We start from the raw sequence: 17,693 nt of genomic DNA, 5'->3' as shown, positions 1-17,693 counted from the left end.
GCAGCTGCCTGCGCCTCTATAGAATACCATGTTTTGCCTATCAAATAGTATGTGTTTCTTTATTTTTGAACTCTTTTTCGAGCTGGGCAATCCTGCTGTCAATTGTATTGCGATTATAGCTGTTGTTCACTTTCTCCTCGAGTTGGTCAAGGTAGTTTTCCATGTCTGCGAACCTTGAATAAGCTTGGTCAGAATATTGATTGTTATCGAGCACCTGGTCCATTCTATGGTGGGCGCGTGTTACATTTTCCCGGCCCATCAGTTCAAGCCTGCGGATGTGCATGTCTTTTAACTTATGCTTCATTTCTTCATACTTCCGCTCAAGCTCGAGCTGCTGCTTGACCGCATTTTCCTTTGCTTCCTTCAGCCTGGCTCCGCGCTCTTCATACTGCACCTGCTCCTGCTGTGCAAACTCCTGGAGGTCCGTTTCACCGGCTCTCATCGCCACCTCTGATTGATACTTCCGTTTTTCGGCCATTTCAAGTGCTTGCTGATGTTCACGGGCAAACTGTTCCTTCAACTGTCCCTGGCGCTCAAGCAGCTTTCTGACCTTTTCAGTTTCCGCTTCACATTCGCGAAGATACTGATTCAACAACGCAATCGGATTTTTCTTTTCCTTCTGGTCAAGTGCCTCGTGAAGATCTGCCATTACCGTGTTTTTGATTCTTGTTAATAGATTTGCCATTTACTATCTCTCCTTTTGATATTGATGATTTTATTTGTTATTCAATTGTGCCCACTGCTTTTCAAAGTTGACGAAAGGATCGTTATCTTCGCGAATCACATCTTCTTTTTTATCCCAGTTCTTGTATACAAGGTACAGGACATAAGCAGCTGCGATTCCCAGGATAGCCGGGACGTTAGAAGCTGTCGCCATCAAGATGACGAAGCCGGCGACTCCCCAGCCGATCTTTGCGGCAGTTGAATCTGTCTTTAAAAATTGTTTGACGACGAAGTAGAGCACCAGCAGGCTGACCCCAAGTCCGACGAGCGGGCCAAGGTTTGAAATCAGCACCATGGCTGCAATGGAACCGGCAACCAGTAAACCAAATTTTTTCATGTTCAATTCCTCCTTATCTCTTATGATTACATCTTACCTTTCTGGCAAAAATTCAATAACGTGCCTGAGCTTGATTTTGCACTAGGACCTGAGGCTTAGCTTGATACCGGACCATTCAATTCTGGGGCAACCAAAAAAATAACCCAGTCTCCATTAACTGGGTTATTTCCATTCGTACTATTTATTTTGCAATAAACATTTGCGTCCAATAGTGACCATAGTTGCCGCCGGTTACATGCCCGACACCAATATGGGTGTACGCAGGGCTAAGGATGTTCTTCCGGTGCCCAGGACTGTTCATCCATGATTGGACCACTTCATTTGGTGTTCTTTGGCCGGCTGCAATGTTTTCGGCAGCACTTCGGTAATTGATTCCGAAGCTCTTCATCATCGTGAAGGGACTGCCGTATGTGGGACTGGTATGGGAGAAATAATTTTTGTCTCTCATATCTGCTGATTTATATCTGGCGACCCTGGAGAGCTGCCAGTCAGCAGCAAGTGGCTTCAGGCCATTCTTGGCGCGCTCCTGGTTTGTAAGCTGGATTACCTGGCTTTCGATACTTTTTGTTGCTCTTATTGTAGGGATATTCACCCTCTGGCCAGGATAAATCAAATTTGGATTTTTAAACTGCGGGTTGGCGGCGATGATTTCGGAAAGTCCAACCTGGTACCTGACTGAAATTTTCCATAGAGTGTCCCCGGGCCGTACTGTGTGGACTTGCTGGGCAAACGAAACAGTCGGGATGGCCATTACCATTAAAAGCAGAGCTAATATTATTTTCTTGAACATTTTCCATCCTCCTCACCTGATAGGATGAGAATAATCCAAGAAATTATACTTTATTATTTTTTCATAAGAAAACATCACAAACACGTTGCATATAGATTAATCAAGGGAGGAATGCGAATTATGGGCTATCTTTGGGTGATGACCATTGGTTTTGTCATTTGTCTCGGTATAATCGGCGGCATGTTGATGTTCTTCATCACATCCGCTTTCAATTACGATGACGCCAGTCGGATCGATTTGTTGGATACGGAGAGAAAGAGTAAGTCGTAGGATGCCAAAAGGCTGCCAGAATGATCTGGCAGCCTTTTTATATGGCATGGTTATTAAAAGTCGCGTGTGTTATCAAAACGAGTGTTGGCAGGGTTGTCCGAAGTCAGCGGTGCATCAACTGGGTTTCCAGTCCTAGTGCCATCAATCGCTGTAGTACGATTATTCAGGCCAACTCTGTTTTCGTCGCGCTCGACAACAACGAGAATCTTGCCTTCTTTTACATAGCCTTCGTAGCGTTCTGCCTCATCTTCCGGAATACCCATTCCGATCAGTGCTCCAGCCAAACCGCCTGCACCTGCGCCTACTGCAGCGCCAGTAAGTGTCGCAGCGATTGGGCCCGCAGCTACGATTGGACCGATTCCAGGGATCGCAAGTGCGCCGATGCCTGCCAATAATCCAGTAAGGCCGCCTAATACGCCGCCTGTTGCCGCTCCTGCAGCAAGACCTTCCTCAGTCTTTGTACCGGTAGCTTCGTTTACATCGTGAACCTCATCTTCGTTTTTACTGATTACAGAAATGTCATCGGTTGAGTATCCCTGTCTTTTCAGGTCCTCAACAGCCTGAATTGCGTCTTGCTCGTTATCATATACTCCAACAAGATGTTTTTCATGTTCAAACATATTAAAAGCCTCCTTTAGACGAGTAGTCCCTATAAAAATACCCACACACAGGAGGCGTAAACCTTATGTCGAACGATTAACTGCTGATATGATAAACCGAGAGACTTTTTAGTTAAATTCGAAGCAACCCGAAATTTTTTAACTTCCAGCCTCAGTCAGTGCTGCTTCAAATTGCTCGATAATATCCTGGCTATTCTCGATTCCCACTGAAATCCTGACTAGTCGATACGTAATGCCAAGCTCTGCCTGAGCCTTTGGAGGCAGCGCGCGATGGGAGGTTTTCAGCGGATGGGAGACAGTCGTTTCTACTCCCGCAAGTGTAGGCACAATCTTTATCCAACCAAGCGATTTGAAAAACCTGTCTGTATCCACGTGTTCTGCCAGTTCAATTGTTACGATGGCACCAAAACCTTTTTCACCTTCTGAAAATGGATAATATACCTTTGAAACATTCTGATGTTCCTTCAGACTGTCAGCCAGCAACCTGGCATTTTCCGATTGAGCTTTCATTCTTAAAGCAAGGGTCTTCAACCCTCTGCAAGTCAGCCACGCTTCAAACGGGCTGAGGTTCGCACCAAGATTCACGATTCTTGCGCGCGCTTCTGCTATCAATACCTTCTTGCCAACGATAACACCAGAGGTAACATCACTGTGGCCTCCGATGTATTTCGTGGCACTGTGGACGACAAGATCGGCTCCTAGCAATAACGGGCGGACATGAAGCGGTGTAGCGAACGTATTATCAACTAATACAGTAAGATTTCTTTTCTTAGCCAGCGCAATTACGTCCTCCAATTTTTCAACACGGAGGAGCGGATTCGTGATGGACTCTGTGTAAAGAAGTTTCGTATTGGATTTGATGGCCTGCTCTACATTTTCTAGGTCTGCAAACGAGACAAACGTTGTTTCGATTCCAAAGCGCTCCAATTCAGCTTTCAGCATATGAAAACTGCCGCCGTAAACATCATCAGCCGCAACAATATGATCGCCATTCTTCACCACTGCCAGGACACCAGCTAAAATCGCAGCTAAACCAGAGGAAGCTGCTGCCCCGTCTTCCGCAAGTTCAAGTGCCGCTATGGATTGACCAAGTTCATCCGTATTCGGATTTCCAACTCTTGAGTATAAATAATTTCCCTCTCCCTGATAAAAGCCCTCCAGCTCATCAAGGTCATTAAAAGTAAATGCTGATGTCTGATAAATCGGTGTCGCCTTGCTCTTAATTTCTGTTTGCTTCTTATGTATGGAATGAAGGACTTCCGTTTCAAATTTTTTCGCCATTTGGTCACCTGCTTTTAGAATTTGTAGTATGGAAAAAATAATCATAAAAAACCTCTCCAAATAAGGAGAGGTTACAGTCAGCCTCACTTATCTTCAGACTGCAATCTTCAGGAATTAGCACCTTTCATTTTAAACGATGGTTGCCGGGCTTCACAGGGCCTGTCCCTCCGCCGCTCTTGATAAGAGTTATTTCGGGTTTAAAAATAGTTTAGATAGCTGAAGTATATCAGCATCCCTGGTTTATCGTCAATGACAGTTCACACACTGAAAACACTGGATTCACGCTGGAGACAGCTGGCAGATTGGCTGCTCAATCTTCCGGATCGCTGTCAAGCAAGTCCCACGGCGTTATCACTCCAATTGGCTTCCCGTGGCGGTCTCCCGTTTCCGTAATGATGACTGCCTGCAGTTTCTTGCCTCTTGTATGGTATCGCTCGAATAATTCTTCAATATGATAAAGTGATGCAGCCTCATCCACAAAGGTCACAAAGTAATTTTTCCCCTTCGTCAAAAGCTCTTTTACACGCACGTCCTCGAAATGGACCACACTGTCGGAAAAATGCTTCGCCAGCCACTGGATGATTTCCGTTGAAGTCAGCAAGGCAACATACTTATCATCCTTGTCGTAGACAGGGAATCGTGTAAAATCAAACTTATTGATCACCTTTAGAACATCTTTAAGATAGGCATCCTCGTAATAGTAAAACACCGGGCTGGTCGCGATTGATAGTGCCGTCTGCGGCTTCTCAAACTCCCTTGCGATCTCCTCAATCCGTTCGACCACCTCGATATGCGGCTCGGCAATATAATAATCTGCGTTCACCCGCTCATGGACAATCGCATTGCGGAGCTTCGCAAACTGATGCAGTTCACTTTTATATTTACGAACCAATGAATGATTTTTATACCCAGAGTACAGCAGTTCCACGAACGCATCGCTGTCCGTTCCCTTTACCATTTCCTTAAGCGCTTTGTGAATCCTGTTAAAGGCCGTCTCGAACTTACTGGATTGCTCTTTATGCTTTACTTCTTGGTCTTCTGAAGTTTTCGCTCCTGAATCAGGATTTTTGTTTGATGAATTCTTGCCGCCTTCATTCCCACCCTTATTCCCATTGCCGTTTATCGATTGATTTGAGGCTGGTTTGCCATTTTCTTTACCATTCTTGGATTGATTGGAAGATGCTTTTCCACTGCCATTGCCGGCCTGTTGGGTGGAAGACCTGCTTTTATCGTTTTTTAAATGATTTGAAGAAGAATTGCCCTTCTCTTTTTTTGATTGATGTGATGGCTTCCCATTTTCGTTTCCTTTATTACCATCATGCTTTTGATTTCTTTCATCAGCCCGCTTCAATCTGTTTTCCTCATTCTCCTGCGGCTTAGGGTTAGTTCTCATATATGACTTTCTCTTATTTTTACCAGTCTGATGATTCTTCTTATTTTTTGAATCTGACTGATTATTTGATTTATGTTTAGCTTGAGTATTGTTAGCCAAAAAAAGCCCCTCCGTAATTTCAAATAACTTCCCCCTTCTCATTACCCCATTTACCGGTTTTACTAATCATGGATATATAATGAAAAAATACCAGCTAGCTTTAATGTTTGATACAATAAGTATAGTACATACATTACTAATTAATAGTAGAGTTTTTATAGAGTCTCTTTTCGTAAACTTTGTTGCTTTCATAGTCAAACGTAAAAATCAGATTATGAATTTTTACGTTTTCTTATGCTTTTTCAGTTAAGGATCTGCTAGAAAAGGGCCCCTCGAAGCTAGCCAAAATGCGGTTGATAGATTAATAACGAAAAGCAACAATCAATGCGAAAACATTCTTAATAGAAAAGGGTTTGATCTTTAGTGGCAACAACGAAGAAAAAAAGAATAATCAAAGAGGTCATACAGCTTGTGACGATCACAATCGGCGCGGTTATCGCGGCATTCGGGCTCGATCTGTTCCTTGTTCCTAACGCGATCCTTGACGGAGGGGTCATCGGGCTGTCAATCATCGCAGCGGAACTGACGAACATCTCGATGAGTATATTCCTGTTAGTGTTTAACCTTCCTTTCCTATATATCGGGTATCGGAGAATGGGATTGAAATTTACGCTCCGCACCTTATATGGAGTCATTATTTTATCCGGCGCTACTGCTTATTTACACCATTTTGAACCTGTGACGGATGATTTATTTTTAGCAACGATCATCGGAGCGGTAATCCTTGGAACAGGGGTTGGTCTGGTCATCCGGGCAGGCGGCGCACTGGATGGAACCGAAATCATCGCCATCCTTGTCAGCAAAAAGCGCACCGTCTCTGTCGGTCAGATTGTCATGGTCATGAACTTATTCATCTTCATTTTAGCCGCCCTGCTAGTGTTCAGCTGGGAAACGGCCATGTACTCCATCATCACCTATTTCATTGCCTTCAAGATGATCGACGTCGTCGTCGAAGGGATGGAGGAGCTAAAATCCGTCACAATCATTTCCGATGTTCCTGAAGAAATCGCCGAAGCATTGCTAAAACAATTAGGCCGGGGCATGACCTACATCCAGGGCCAGGGTGTTTTTTCAAGTGAACCAAAGAAAATCATCTACACCATCGTCAGCCGGATCGAATTGTCCACACTGCGCTCAGTTGTCAACGAAATCGATCCAAATGCGCTTGTCGCCATTGAAAATGTCGCCGACGTTTCAGGAAGCAACTTTGATAGGAGCAGCGGACATTAATAAGGCGGCATCAGCCTTGTGAATGAGGACAATTTTTAAAAAGTGCCCTGGCGAAGAATCGCCGGGGCACTTTGCTGTCAATCAATCGGATTGTTGAATTTCTTTTCTTTCTGGCCTGTTGTGAATTCGACTAGTTCTTCGGGTGTATTGTTGCCCTTCTTCTTGTTGTTGTTGCGCTGGGCGTTTCCGTTGCCAAGCTTTTGTCTACCCATTCTACCTCGCTCCTTTTGATGGATTCATGAAGTAGTATGGATTTTTTCTCCGGCGTTTATTCTAAGTTCAGGCGCCTGACGCACCTTAGTTGCCTGCTCGTATGCATAGGCAAGCCTGATCAGCAATGGTTCGCTGAAGGCGGTACCTGTGAAGGTGATGCCGACTGGCTCTCCATCTTCAGTAAAAGCAGTCGGGACCGTAACGGATGGGTACCCTGCTTTTGAGCCGATTGTTGAGCCATCCATCGGGAACAGCACCGCATCCGCTCCATATTCTTTCAATGCATAGTCAATTCCCTGCTCCCTTGCCATATAAAGATTGTATTCGAGCTCTTCGAGGTACTCAGCCTCGGTCAGTGTCCCGCTTGTCGCATCCGATTCGAGCAGCACTTCCTGCCCGTATTTCAGCATTTTCTCACCATGCTCATAATTGAAAGCAATCACGTCAGCAAGCGTCCTGACTGGAACATTCGGTGCCAGATCGTTCAGATAAGCATTCAGATCCGCTTTGAATTCATAGCTCAAAACTTTGTAGCCCCAGGTTGCTTTCGCCGCCGGGATTTCTGCTTCAACGATCTCTGCGCCCAGCTCTTCCAGTTTTTCAACCGCTTTTTGAAAAATATGCTCCTGCTCCTGGGTCCACTTGCCAATATACTCTTCCCTGACAACAGCGATTTTGGCTCCTTTTAGTGCATGTTCATCGAAAAGAGAGTCGTGACTGAATTCCGGAAAGCTGACCATCGTTGCCGGGTCTTGCGGATCCTGGCCGACAATCGCTTCCAAAAGGTAAACCGCGTCCTTTACAGTTCTCGCCATCGGGCCGGCTGTATCCTGAGTGTGGGCAATCGGGATGATGCCGCTGCGGCTGACAAGTCCGACTGTCGGCTTGATGCCCACCAATGAATTTTTGGAAGAAGGATTTAAAATCGAGCCATCTGTTTCTGTTCCGACCGCAACCGCAGCCAAATTAGCGGCAATTGCAGCGCCGGAACCTGCACTCGAGCCGCCGACATCAAACTTCCCTGGACCGTACGGATTCAGCACCTGGCCACCGCGGGAGCTGTATCCGCTCTTCATGCCATTCGCCATGAAGTTTGCCCACTCTGTCATTTTTGTCTTGCCAAGAATGACGGCGCCTGCTTCCCTTAGCTTTGCAGCGACAAAGGAATCTTTCTGCGCAAAGGAGTCCTTTAATGCCAGCGATCCAGCACTAGTATGCATTTTATCGTTTGTATCGATATTATCTTTTACAAGGACCGGAATACCGTGCAAAGGGCCTCTGGGACCTTTCTGTTTTCGTTCAGCATCCAGTGAAACCGCAATCTGAAGGGCATCCGGATTCACCTCAAGCACTGATTTGGTTGTTTCATCAAAAGCCGCGATTCGGCCCTGATACATCAGAACAAGATCATGGGAAGACAGCTCGCCCTTCTCCATTTTCTCCTGCATCTCATCAATCGTCGCTTCCGGCAGCCACTCTGCCATCAATGTATTCAAATGTGGATTTTTCACGTTCAACATTTCCTTTCAAAAAGGCTATGTGAATTCGGCTGGTGATAACAGCCGCTTTTTCATAGCCTTTCAAAATAATCTACGGAATATATATTCTGACTCTTTTTCAAAAAACCCTTTGTTTGCAGTAAAAAAGCTATAGAAGTAGATCCTATAGCTTCAACTCATTATTCTGGGTCGACAATTTTACCGCCGTAAAATTCTTTTTGCACTGGAGTGATATTTAGGGCATTGCAGTATTTTTTCATATCGCGTTCTTCACGTTCGTTGACGATCGAGATAACGGTTCCTTCCGCGCCAAATCGGCCTGTGCGTCCGGAGCGGTGGACGTATTGGTCCTGCTCCCTCGGGAAATCGAAGTGGACGACATGTGTGACACCTTTAATATCCAATCCGCGTGCTGCGATATCGGTGACAAGCAGCATTTCGCTGTTGCCATCACGGAACTTGTTCAAATACCGCTGACGATCCTGCTTGTTGAGCTCACTGTGCAGCTGGCCGACATGGATGTCCTTGAATTTCAGTTTTTCGGCAGTGATGATCAGGTTAGGGATGTCCTTAATAAAAACAAGTGACTTGGTTCCATCCAGGCGGGCAATCTTCTCAAGGACTTTGATCTTGTCACGCTGCTCGCTGAGAAAATAAATATGCTCAACTTTGGCAGCATCGATCGTTTCGTCCTTTTTGACATTGATGATCTCTGGATCCTTCGCCAATCTCTTGATTGATTTTTCGACAGTCTCTGGAAGAGTGGCTGAAAATAGCAGAAGCTGTCTTTGATCAGCAAGTGTCGACTTGACAATGCTTTTTACCGTTTCATTATGCTCGGGGGTCAGAAGCTGATCGCCTTCATCTAGGACGACTGTATGGACTTTATGCATTTTCAGTTTCTTCTGCTTGATCAGTTCATTCGTCCGCCCTGGAGTTCCGACGATGATGTGCGGGCTCTTTTTCAGCTTGTCAATCTGGCGCTTCAGGTTCGCACCGCCGATCAAGCTTGCCGATTTGATTCCGCTGCCTTCGCCCCATTTCTGGATTTCGGACAGGATCTGCATAACAAGCTCCTGCGACGAAGCAAGGATGACTGCCTGTGTATTCTGCATTTTAGGATCGATTTTATTTAAAACAGGAAGCAGGTACGCTAAAGTTTTACCAGTACCAGTCGGTGACTCTCCGACAACATCTTTTCCTTCTATTATTAGCGGAATTGCTGTCGTCTGGACAGAAGTCATCGTCTCGAATCCGGCCTTCTCCCAGGCCTGCTGCAGGAACGGTTGTAGTTGTGCGATAATTTGTTGAGTTTCTGACATGATTTTCTCCTTCAGTTAAACATTCTAGTATTGATACTAGCTAAAACACGATTATAAGTCCAGTATTCCCCTGAAAATTGGCGTTTTGCACTTTTTATTATAGATTGTTTTGGGCTGATTGTGTTTTATTGGCGGTTTTCACAACTTTATTGGCGAAAATTTTATTATATTGGCGATTCTACAGATTTATTGGCGAAAATTTTTATTATATTGGCGAAATTCCTATTTTATTGGCGAGTTGGGAATTCTGAGCGATTTTTTCCAATTCATAAAAAGACATCGAGCGTGTGCTGTCTCCGAATATCATAAAAAGACATCGAGCGAGAATTCGCCCGATGTCTTCAAAACCTAAATCTTATTTATGGATCCAAACTGCACCAGCTGAGTTATCCTTCGCTTCGCCGATGACCTGGAACTTCAATCCGTAGTTAGGCAGCTTTTTGCCTGCATCCGGGATCAGTTCGTTGATGTACTTGTGTGAGTCATCAAATGTTGCCACACCTGGAAGGCCTTCATAATCGAACACTCCGCGTGATGGAGAATCAACTGTCCAGGCAGGTGCCTTATCAAGTGAGAATGCTGCGTCAGAGATCTGGTAGCGTGTGCTGCTCTTTACAGAATCCTGTCCATTGAGCGTGCCGACGATTGCTTCTGGATGAGAGTCAACAACCCCGATGAAGCCTTCGCCCGGGTGGACGCCAACCCAGTTGTCTGTGAAGCTGTCGTCACCATACCAGACAACCAAACCAGTGTTGTACTTCACGCCGCGGCCTTCAATCAAGCCTTTGTCAGCACCAGCGTAGTTTCTCCACTCAAGATAGTAGTAGTGGTCTTTATCAAATAAACCGTTTGTAGAAATAAAACCATCAAGAGTCACTTGTTGAGTGCCTTCTGCATCGTCAGAGAAAGCAACTTCGCCGTCAACAGTCAGGCTAAGGTTATCCATTGCGAAACCTTCAGGAGCAAGTCCTCCGTCTGTTACATAATCAAACACAAGCTTCACTTTCTGTCCTGCGAACTGGCTTAAGTCATAAGACTTGTCTTCCCACTGCCCTTGAGTTGTTTCCATGCCGCCAGCAGTGTTTTCGTCGCCGATAAGATCCAATTGAACTTCCGTGCCGTCTTCAGTCACAGCATTTACATATACATAGTCATAATCGAATTCTACTTCATACCATGCTTTGTAGTCGAAAGTTGCTGTCGTTGCAGCTGTCAGGTCAAATACAGGCGTTTCCAATGCAGTGTGCAGGTCATCACCTTTTTTGCTGTAGTAGTACTTTTCACCGAAAGCAGGCTCAATGCCTTTTACCTTCTTCTTAGGAAGATTAACTTTTACAATACCGTTATTCTTCGACTTCGTTACGCTTTGGTCGATAACAACAGATAAACCATTTTCGTCAATTTCATCGTAATTCACTTCCGTGATGTTAGCCCAGTTGCCGCCCATGATCTTTTGGAAGTACTCCTTGTTCTGTGGAGAGAAGCTTGTCGGCTCTGTGCCTGCTACTGCTCCATTCCAGCTGCCTCCGCTCATGATCGACCATGATGCAACCGGCTCACCTTGTCCAGTGTACTGTGTATCGTACTCATCTGGAAGACCCAGGTCATGTCCGAATTCGTGTGCGAATACACCAACTGCTCCATCTTCAGGCTCGATTGTGTAGTCGTAGGCAGCCATTGATCCGCCCCAGTAAGGTACTTGAGCAGTTCCTTCAGTGCCAGGGACTCTGTGGACTCCATTCAATACCCAGCGGTGTGACCAAATAGCATCGTCACCAAGCTTGCCGCCGCCAGCTTCCTGGCCAACACCAGCGTGAAGGACCATCAAGTGGTCAACGAGTCCATCCGGTTCGTTCTGGTTTCCGTCGCCGTCTAAATCATAAAGATCGAATTCATCAAACTGAGAAAGATCAAGGCCGTTTTCAACAGCAGCATTCAATGCATCCTTTACAAAGTCACGCGGTCCTTTAGGATTCAGGTTATCATGTCCGCCCTCTGGATTGTCGTCACCATAATCTGCTGCATTTCCAGGTACCGTCACCCAGTCCGTAACATGTCCGTCAACTGTGTAGCTGCCGCCAGACTGTTCTTCGTAATATTGCTTGAACGTTTGAACCTTTTCACCATTGAATAATGTGAACTCTTCGTCACCGAACAGCATTTTTTCATAATGCTCGCGGCTGAAGTCGTCTGAATACATATAGCCTTCTTCTTGCTCAATGTTATTGTGCTTGAAGTCTGCAAATTCAGCCAGAAGAACAAGAACCTTATCTTCCCTGACTGTACCATTGTAAGCAGCTTGTTTCGCAGGATCTACTTTCGCATATCCAGTTGGCTTGCCCGTTTTGTAGTTGTCATGCCCTTTTTCAAGCTGCTTAGTCAGCTTGTCCTTTTGCTTTGTCAAAAAGTCCTTGGACTTCTTTGCCATTTCATGTTCAGCAGCGTGATCATCTGTCTTGCCTGCTTTTGCTCCCTGCTTCTGTTTAATATATTCTGTTACCGCTTTATTGACTTCCTCAGGTGAAGCACCTTTCGCAATCAGGCCTCGCTCCTGCAAAGCCTTTGCCAGGCGATCCTGGTCAACAATGTTCAAGTCTATTGGTGCAGATTCAGGAGCTGTCGCAGCTGCCACACTCTTGGGTGCTGCAGTTGGCCCAGCAAACGAACCCGCAAATAATGTTGATGCGAAGACAGCACTTGCCGCGACGCTGGATAGAACCTTCAACGAACTTTTCTTCTTCAAAAAGATAACCCCCTGCTATTTTCCAAGTTTCGATTTTTCATATTTTCAGAAGAATCTGATTGAAATTGTAGCAAGGTTTTGAAATATTGTAAATTTTTATAAAATAATAATATTTACCTATAAAATTACTCGTTTTTAATAAAAAAGCTCACTTTTAAAATAAAAATGAGCCTATCATCCTGTTTCCATCTCAAAAAGAAGTGTCAATAAAACTATTTTAATAAAGCGTTATATTGGGAAATTTTCTTCGTGTATCTAAATTTGATTCAAATGGACTATCAGGAAAATAGTGGTTTACGCAAAAAAAGGAGAGCAAATATTGCGCTCCCCTTCTAAACTATTAATTTAATTTCGTTACACGACCCTCAATTTGCGGATTCACTTCACCGTGAGCCTTGATATAGTTGACCAATGCATCCAAATCGACTACATCGATTGTCTTGTCAGTAATGGTCGCAAGGATTGCATATCCATCCCCGCCTCCAGCCATGTAGTTGTTGACTGTGATTGAATAGGTTTGATCCATTTCAACTGGTGTTCCATCATTCTTCGTTATCGACACAATACGGTCTCCGGCAGCTCTTGAATCATCGTAAGTTACCTTCAAGCCTGAAATTGGCATGATACGGACTTTACTGCCCCATTGCTGCTCTAGCAATGTCTTGATGACTTCACCAGTCACATTCATTTTTACAAGATCATTACCGAATGGCTGAACGGTGAAAGCTTCTTTCCACGTGATTTCACCTGCATCAATGTCAGCACGGACCCCGCCTGAGTTCATGAAGGCAAAATCAGTTCCTGTCTCCCAACGCATTGCATCTGCCACGAGGTTACCCATTGCAGATTCACCAGAAGCACTTGTATCACGGCTGATACGGTTTGATGCTGTCCCGATCACTTCATTCAGAATTGGTGCAACATCTGCTACATAAGTGTCCAGCATGGCTTTGATTTCAGCATCCGGCTCAATTTGATCCCGGTATGTTGTGACGATTTCTGCTCTGCCTACCATAACATCTTTCGTTACAGGGTTAATCAATAAGTCTACATCTGAAAAAGCAGTACCTGAAGAATAAGACTGAACGACAAGTTTGCCGTCAACTTTAGTGTTAGTAAAAGCATGGTTATGCCCGCCCAATAACACGTCTACTTCATCATCTACATTTTGAGCAATCTCAACAAGTTCTTCACCAGCATCAGATCCATCCATTTTTGAAAAAGATGGGTTATGCGCTAAAACAACAATTGTTTCAACACCCTGCGCCTTTAACTCCTCAGTATAGAGGTTGATTGCTTCGGTTTCGTCGGTGAATTGCACATCCTGTACTGCACTTGGAATCACAATGTTTGGGGTATCAGATAACGCTACACCGATGACTCCAACTGGAATTCCATTTACATCAATTACTGTATACGGATCTAAAATATTCTCACCTGTAGCTTTGTCAACAACGTTAGCTGCAACATATGGGAATTTGGCACCTTCAAAAACGCCATACTTCTCCACTGTTTTTGGGTGGCTTCCACCATAGATCAAGCGCAGCATTTCATCTACACCTTCATCAAACTCGTGGTTGCCGACAGTACCTGCGTCAAAACCAAGCTCGTTCAAGATTTTGATAGTAGGCTCGTCCTGAAGCAAAGCGGATACCGGGGAGCTTGCTCCAACAGCATCGCCTGCATGAAGCATCAATGTATTAGGATTTTCCGCTTCACGTTCTTTCAAATATGCAGCGAGGTATTCAACACCGCCTGCATTGATTTTTGAGTTATAAGTGTCCAGCTGGCCATGGAAATCATTGATCCCCAGAAGCTGAAGCTCGATTGGCAGGTGCAGCTGGTATTTAGCAAAACTATCTGCAGCATCTCCAGCATAGTTAATCAGACCTGACTCCGGAAGCGCTTCTTGTGCAGCAGGTGAAGAGGTGAATGTTACATTAAGCTCTTTTTCTACTCCTGCAAAGCTCCAGTTATTATCTGCAGATGGATCAATTGTTCCCAGTTCACTGATATAATCGATGATTACCTGGCGATTTTCATCCGGATACATTTCCACTGCCGTTTTATTTCTGACACCCGGGAAGGTGCCGTTTGCACGATAGTTATTCGTTACAACAAGGAATTCCTGTTCAAGATCGATTGGCTGTCCGTTATATTGCAGGTTTTTAATACGGTTTGCATCAGGATTAACCTCTTTGCCATCCTTATCATATTTTGCTGGTTCGGTAACATCAATTTCGTAAGTTACGCCATCGATGACATCATAGTTATAAGTTGGGAAGCTAGTGTTGATTAACTCTTGTTCATCCGTTTTATTTTCGTTGATTTGGTTGAACTGTCCTGCAGACATTTCAAGCCATTCCTTAACATCCGCACCTGTCACCTTGATTGTAGCCACTGTGTTTGGATACAGATAAAGGTCTGCTACGTTCTTGATTGCAATTGTTCCCTCAGGGATATACGTATAGTACTCTGAACCATTGCGTCCGCCTGCTTTAAAAGGAGCTCCTGCTGAAAGAATTGGTAGATTCTCATCTGCAGTGCCTTTTACTTTTTGCTCAGCATACCATTTTTGTGCATTCGTAACGATTTGGATAGATGGGTCATCCTGGACTAAAGCAAAGTAACTGTTGATATCGGCAGTCGTTTTGCCTACCGGCTGGTTTACATACTCCACCGTACCTTCATGATCTTCTTTTACCGCTTCTAAAATTTCTGAATCGGGTTTCGCCAACTCTGTCTTAGTCGTTTTATCATAGACAGCTCTTAATTGAGCTTTGGAACTCTTCACATTCCATTTACCTTTTTCTTTTACAATGGTAAGGTCCATGACACCAAGCTGATTTCCCCAGCTTCCTGGCATGACAACCGGAACTCCATTGATTGTGCCGTTTTCAGCATCAACGCCTGGCAATCCGATGAAGTTGCCTGGGAAGTTCAGGTGATTATGGCCGGAGATGATGGCATCGATTCCTTCGACTTTTGTCAGATCGTAGGCAGCGTTTTCTTCCATCTCAACTACTTTTTCGTCGCCGATTCCAGAGTGGGCAAGTGCAATGATAATATCAGCGCCCTCTTCTTTCATTTTAGGAATTTGGGATTCTACCGATTTTACAATATCTTTCGTAATCACTTTCCCGTCAAGATTCGCTTTGTCCCACTGAACGATTTGCGGTGTCACCGCACCGACAACCCCAATTTTAATCACCTGGGTTTTGCCATTTGCATCCGTTACCTTTTTATTAAAGACCGTGTAAGGCTTAAAATAGTTCTCGTCATTGTCAGGATTGTCATCGCCATCATACTTGTAAACGTTCGCATTTACATACGGCATTGGTGCGTCATCCAGCACTTCATCAAGGTATTCCAATCCATAGTTAAACTCGTGGTTTCCAACTGTCGCACCATCATAATCCAATAGTTCCATAGCTTCAAAGACAGGGTGCATCTCCCCATCTTCAAGTACATCAACCTTGGCTTTATAGTCGCCGAGCGGATTTCCCTGGATCAGGTCACCATTATCGAATAACAAGCTGTTTTTCCCAGCTTCTTCTTCTCTTGCTTCTTTAATTAAAGTAGCTGTTTTAGCCAGGCCGAAGTCCGGAACCGCCACTCCTTTATAGTAATCGTAGTTATATAAATTTGTATGAATATCTGTTGTTCCCATAATACGCAGCTGCACTTCATGCTTCCCTGCCTGATCAGGCTTGCCAGCTGCAAATGATTTATAAGAAACAGGACCTGCTAACACAGACAATGCCATTGTTGTGGCGACAACAGTCTTTCCTATCTTGCGCAAAGGCTTCTTCAAGAAATCCATCTCCTCAGTGATTAGATTGGTAGATACGTGTTTAATTATAGTAGGATTCACGAAATCGGAAATGGACTGATAGACCTGATTTTTCTAAACATTTTGTCATAAAAACGCTTGCATTTAGGCCTATTTCACCCTATTTTAAATACACACCCTTATAACTATATTCCCATTCGAATGATTTAAAATAAATATATCCTGATAAGGCACTGCCATATATTATTGAGATTGAAAATATACTAGTGTGGTAATGTTAAGTAGAACCTTTTCAAGGAGTGTTTGTGCTATGAAGGAATTATTGAAAGAATTGATCCTGATTGACAGCTCCACGAAGGAAGGTGCCAATCAGGCGGTCGAGTTTTGCAAACAATGGTTGATTGAGCATGAATTGCAGCCGAGTTTGATTGAAAACAATGGATATAAAATGGTAGTCTGCGAGATAGGCGAAGGAGATAAAACGATTGTGTTCAACGGACATGTTGATGTGGTCAGCGGGAAAAAAGAGCAATTCGTACCCGTTGAAAAGAATGGCCGAATCTACGCCAGAGGCGCAGCTGATATGAAAGCTGGAGTTGCTGCGATGATGGTCGCGATGAAAGAGTTGCGCAATCAAAAAATCGGGGTAAAAATCCAGCTGCAGATTGTTTCCGACGAAGAGATCGGCGGGATGAATTGTACTGGCTACCTTGTAGAAAATGATTATCGCGGGGATTTTGTCATCTCCTCTGAACCAACTCAGCTGGGGATAGCCCTGCAGGCAAAAGGTGTATTGAGGCTAGAAGTCGAAGTCACCGGAAAATCCGCTCATGGCAGCCGGCCGTGGGAAGGCGATAATGCGATTGTCAAGGCGTATCGAGTTTACGAAAAACTGCTTGAATTGCCTTTTATAAAAGAAAGCTCGGAGTTTTATCCATCACCATCTGTTAATCTTGCCATCATATCCGGTGGCGAAGTTTTTAATAAGGTACCTGATCATTGTGTCATGTCCCTTGATATCCGTTATCTTCCTGGACAAGATCCCGCTTCGATCGTGCAGCAAATCGAAGGGATATCAGAAGCTAAAGTTACCATCGGTTTGAAGGGAATCCCTGTGGCGACAAAACAGGATGATCCATTCATCACCCAGCTGAAACCCGTTTTGGAAAAACATATTGCTGGTGAAGCAGTGATATTCGGCCAGCACGGAGCAGCAGACACCCAGTATTTCGCAGCACACGGAATCCCGGCAATCGAGTTCGGTCCAAGCGGAGCAAACTGGCATGGAGACGACGAATACATTGAGCTAGAATCGCTGGAAAAGTATAAAGAAATTTTGATAGATTACGTTAAATCATACTGAACCAAAATTAAAAGACA

13 protein-coding genes and 1 riboswitch are annotated in these 17,693 nt (G+C 44.5%); of the genes, 2 read left to right on the top strand and 11 right to left on the bottom strand.

Features of this window, described 5'->3' with window-relative positions:
* Positions 1–40: 40 nt before the first annotated feature.
* The 6 genes from J7E35_RS12525 to J7E35_RS23285 form a co-directional block, all read right to left on the bottom strand.
* Entirely contained in the window at positions 41–685 is a 645-nt protein-coding gene (locus tag J7E35_RS12525; RefSeq protein WP_214780206.1) for a PspA/IM30 family protein, read from the bottom strand.
* Positions 686–715: 30 nt separating this feature from the next.
* Positions 716–1,060: a lmo0954 family membrane protein gene (locus tag J7E35_RS12520; RefSeq protein WP_214735722.1), complete on the bottom strand. Its 345-nt coding sequence runs from the start codon at positions 1,058–1,060 to the stop codon at positions 716–718.
* A gap of 181 nt (positions 1,061–1,241) precedes the next feature.
* The gene (gene safA, locus J7E35_RS12515) at positions 1,242–1,850 is read right to left on the bottom strand and encodes a SafA/ExsA family spore coat assembly protein (protein WP_214780204.1); all 609 of its coding nucleotides are present in this window, start codon (positions 1,848–1,850) and stop codon (positions 1,242–1,244) included.
* A gap of 323 nt (positions 1,851–2,173) precedes the next feature.
* Positions 2,174–2,740 carry a YflT domain-containing protein gene (locus J7E35_RS12510; protein ID WP_214780202.1) on the bottom strand — a complete coding sequence of 189 codons (567 nt, stop codon included), beginning with the start codon at positions 2,738–2,740 and terminating at the stop codon, positions 2,174–2,176.
* Positions 2,741–2,878: 138 nt separating this feature from the next.
* Positions 2,879–4,021, bottom strand: coding sequence for a trans-sulfuration enzyme family protein (locus J7E35_RS12505; protein WP_214780200.1), 1,143 nt, complete (start codon positions 4,019–4,021; stop codon positions 2,879–2,881).
* 84 nt (positions 4,022–4,105) lie between these two features.
* A riboswitch (SAM riboswitch) is annotated at positions 4,106–4,207 on the bottom strand.
* 124 nt (positions 4,208–4,331) lie between these two features.
* A complete protein-coding gene (locus J7E35_RS23285) occupies positions 4,332–5,513 on the bottom strand; it encodes a CBS domain-containing protein (RefSeq protein ID WP_251040937.1) in 1,182 nt (393 codons plus the stop codon).
* 363 nt (positions 5,514–5,876) lie between these two features.
* Here J7E35_RS23285 and J7E35_RS12495 point away from each other — a divergent pair, with 363 nt between their 5' ends.
* Positions 5,877–6,743, top strand: a complete 867-nt coding sequence (locus J7E35_RS12495) for a YitT family protein (protein ID WP_214780198.1) — start codon at positions 5,877–5,879, stop codon at positions 6,741–6,743.
* A gap of 77 nt (positions 6,744–6,820) precedes the next feature.
* Here the strand turns inward: J7E35_RS12495 and J7E35_RS23495 are convergent, their stop codons facing one another.
* The 5 genes from J7E35_RS23495 to J7E35_RS12475 all read right to left on the bottom strand — a co-directional run bounded on the left by J7E35_RS23495 (position 6,821) and on the right by J7E35_RS12475 (position 16,343).
* Entirely contained in the window at positions 6,821–6,955 is a 135-nt protein-coding gene (locus J7E35_RS23495; RefSeq protein WP_023625781.1) for a hypothetical protein, read from the bottom strand.
* A gap of 24 nt (positions 6,956–6,979) precedes the next feature.
* Positions 6,980–8,467, bottom strand: a complete 1,488-nt coding sequence (locus J7E35_RS12490; RefSeq protein ID WP_483297663.1) for an amidase family protein — start codon at positions 8,465–8,467, stop codon at positions 6,980–6,982.
* Positions 8,468–8,634: 167 nt separating this feature from the next.
* Positions 8,635–9,777 carry a DEAD/DEAH box helicase gene (locus tag J7E35_RS12485; RefSeq protein ID WP_214780194.1) on the bottom strand — a complete coding sequence of 381 codons (1,143 nt, stop codon included), beginning with the start codon at positions 9,775–9,777 and terminating at the stop codon, positions 8,635–8,637.
* Between the two features lie 355 nt (positions 9,778–10,132).
* Complete coding sequence (locus J7E35_RS12480; protein WP_214780192.1) at positions 10,133–12,520, bottom strand: immune inhibitor A domain-containing protein; 2,388 nt, start codon at positions 12,518–12,520, stop codon at positions 10,133–10,135.
* A 340-nt stretch (positions 12,521–12,860) separates the two neighbouring features.
* A complete protein-coding gene (locus tag J7E35_RS12475) occupies positions 12,861–16,343 on the bottom strand; it encodes a bifunctional 2',3'-cyclic-nucleotide 2'-phosphodiesterase/3'-nucleotidase (protein ID WP_214780627.1) in 3,483 nt (1,160 codons plus the stop codon).
* A gap of 280 nt (positions 16,344–16,623) precedes the next feature.
* Between J7E35_RS12475 and J7E35_RS12470 the strand changes: the two genes are divergently transcribed.
* Positions 16,624–17,676, top strand: a complete 1,053-nt coding sequence (locus J7E35_RS12470; RefSeq protein WP_214780191.1) for a M20 family metallopeptidase — start codon at positions 16,624–16,626, stop codon at positions 17,674–17,676.
* Positions 17,677–17,693: the final 17 nt, after the last annotated feature.

The sequence above is a fragment of the Bacillus sp. ISL-45 genome (genome assembly GCF_018613195.1).
GTDB lineage: Bacteria > Bacillota > Bacilli > Bacillales > Cytobacillaceae > Mesobacillus.
Note: the sequence above shows the minus strand (reverse complement) of the source record. Positions and strands in the feature narration are given on the sequence as shown.

Excerpts from the sequence above, each read along its gene's own strand:
- J7E35_RS12525 (WP_214780206.1), bottom strand. The coding sequence starts at position 685 with ATGGCAAATCTATTAACAAGAATCAAAAACACGGTAATGGCAGATCTT.
- J7E35_RS12520 (WP_214735722.1), bottom strand. The coding sequence starts at position 1,060 with ATGAAAAAATTTGGTTTACTGGTTGCCGGTTCCATTGCAGCCATGGTG.
- safA (WP_214780204.1), bottom strand. The coding sequence starts at position 1,850 with ATGTTCAAGAAAATAATATTAGCTCTGCTTTTAATGGTAATGGCCATC.
- J7E35_RS12510 (WP_214780202.1), bottom strand. The coding sequence starts at position 2,740 with ATGTTTGAACATGAAAAACATCTTGTTGGAGTATATGATAACGAGCAA.
- J7E35_RS12505 (WP_214780200.1), bottom strand. The coding sequence starts at position 4,021 with ATGGCGAAAAAATTTGAAACGGAAGTCCTTCATTCCATACATAAGAAG.
- J7E35_RS23495 (WP_023625781.1), bottom strand. The coding sequence starts at position 6,955 with ATGGGTAGACAAAAGCTTGGCAACGGAAACGCCCAGCGCAACAACAAC.
- J7E35_RS12485 (WP_214780194.1), bottom strand. The coding sequence starts at position 9,777 with ATGTCAGAAACTCAACAAATTATCGCACAACTACAACCGTTCCTGCAG.
- J7E35_RS12475 (WP_214780627.1), bottom strand. The coding sequence starts at position 16,343 with ATGGATTTCTTGAAGAAGCCTTTGCGCAAGATAGGAAAGACTGTTGTC.
- J7E35_RS12470 (WP_214780191.1), top strand. The coding sequence starts at position 16,624 with ATGAAGGAATTATTGAAAGAATTGATCCTGATTGACAGCTCCACGAAG.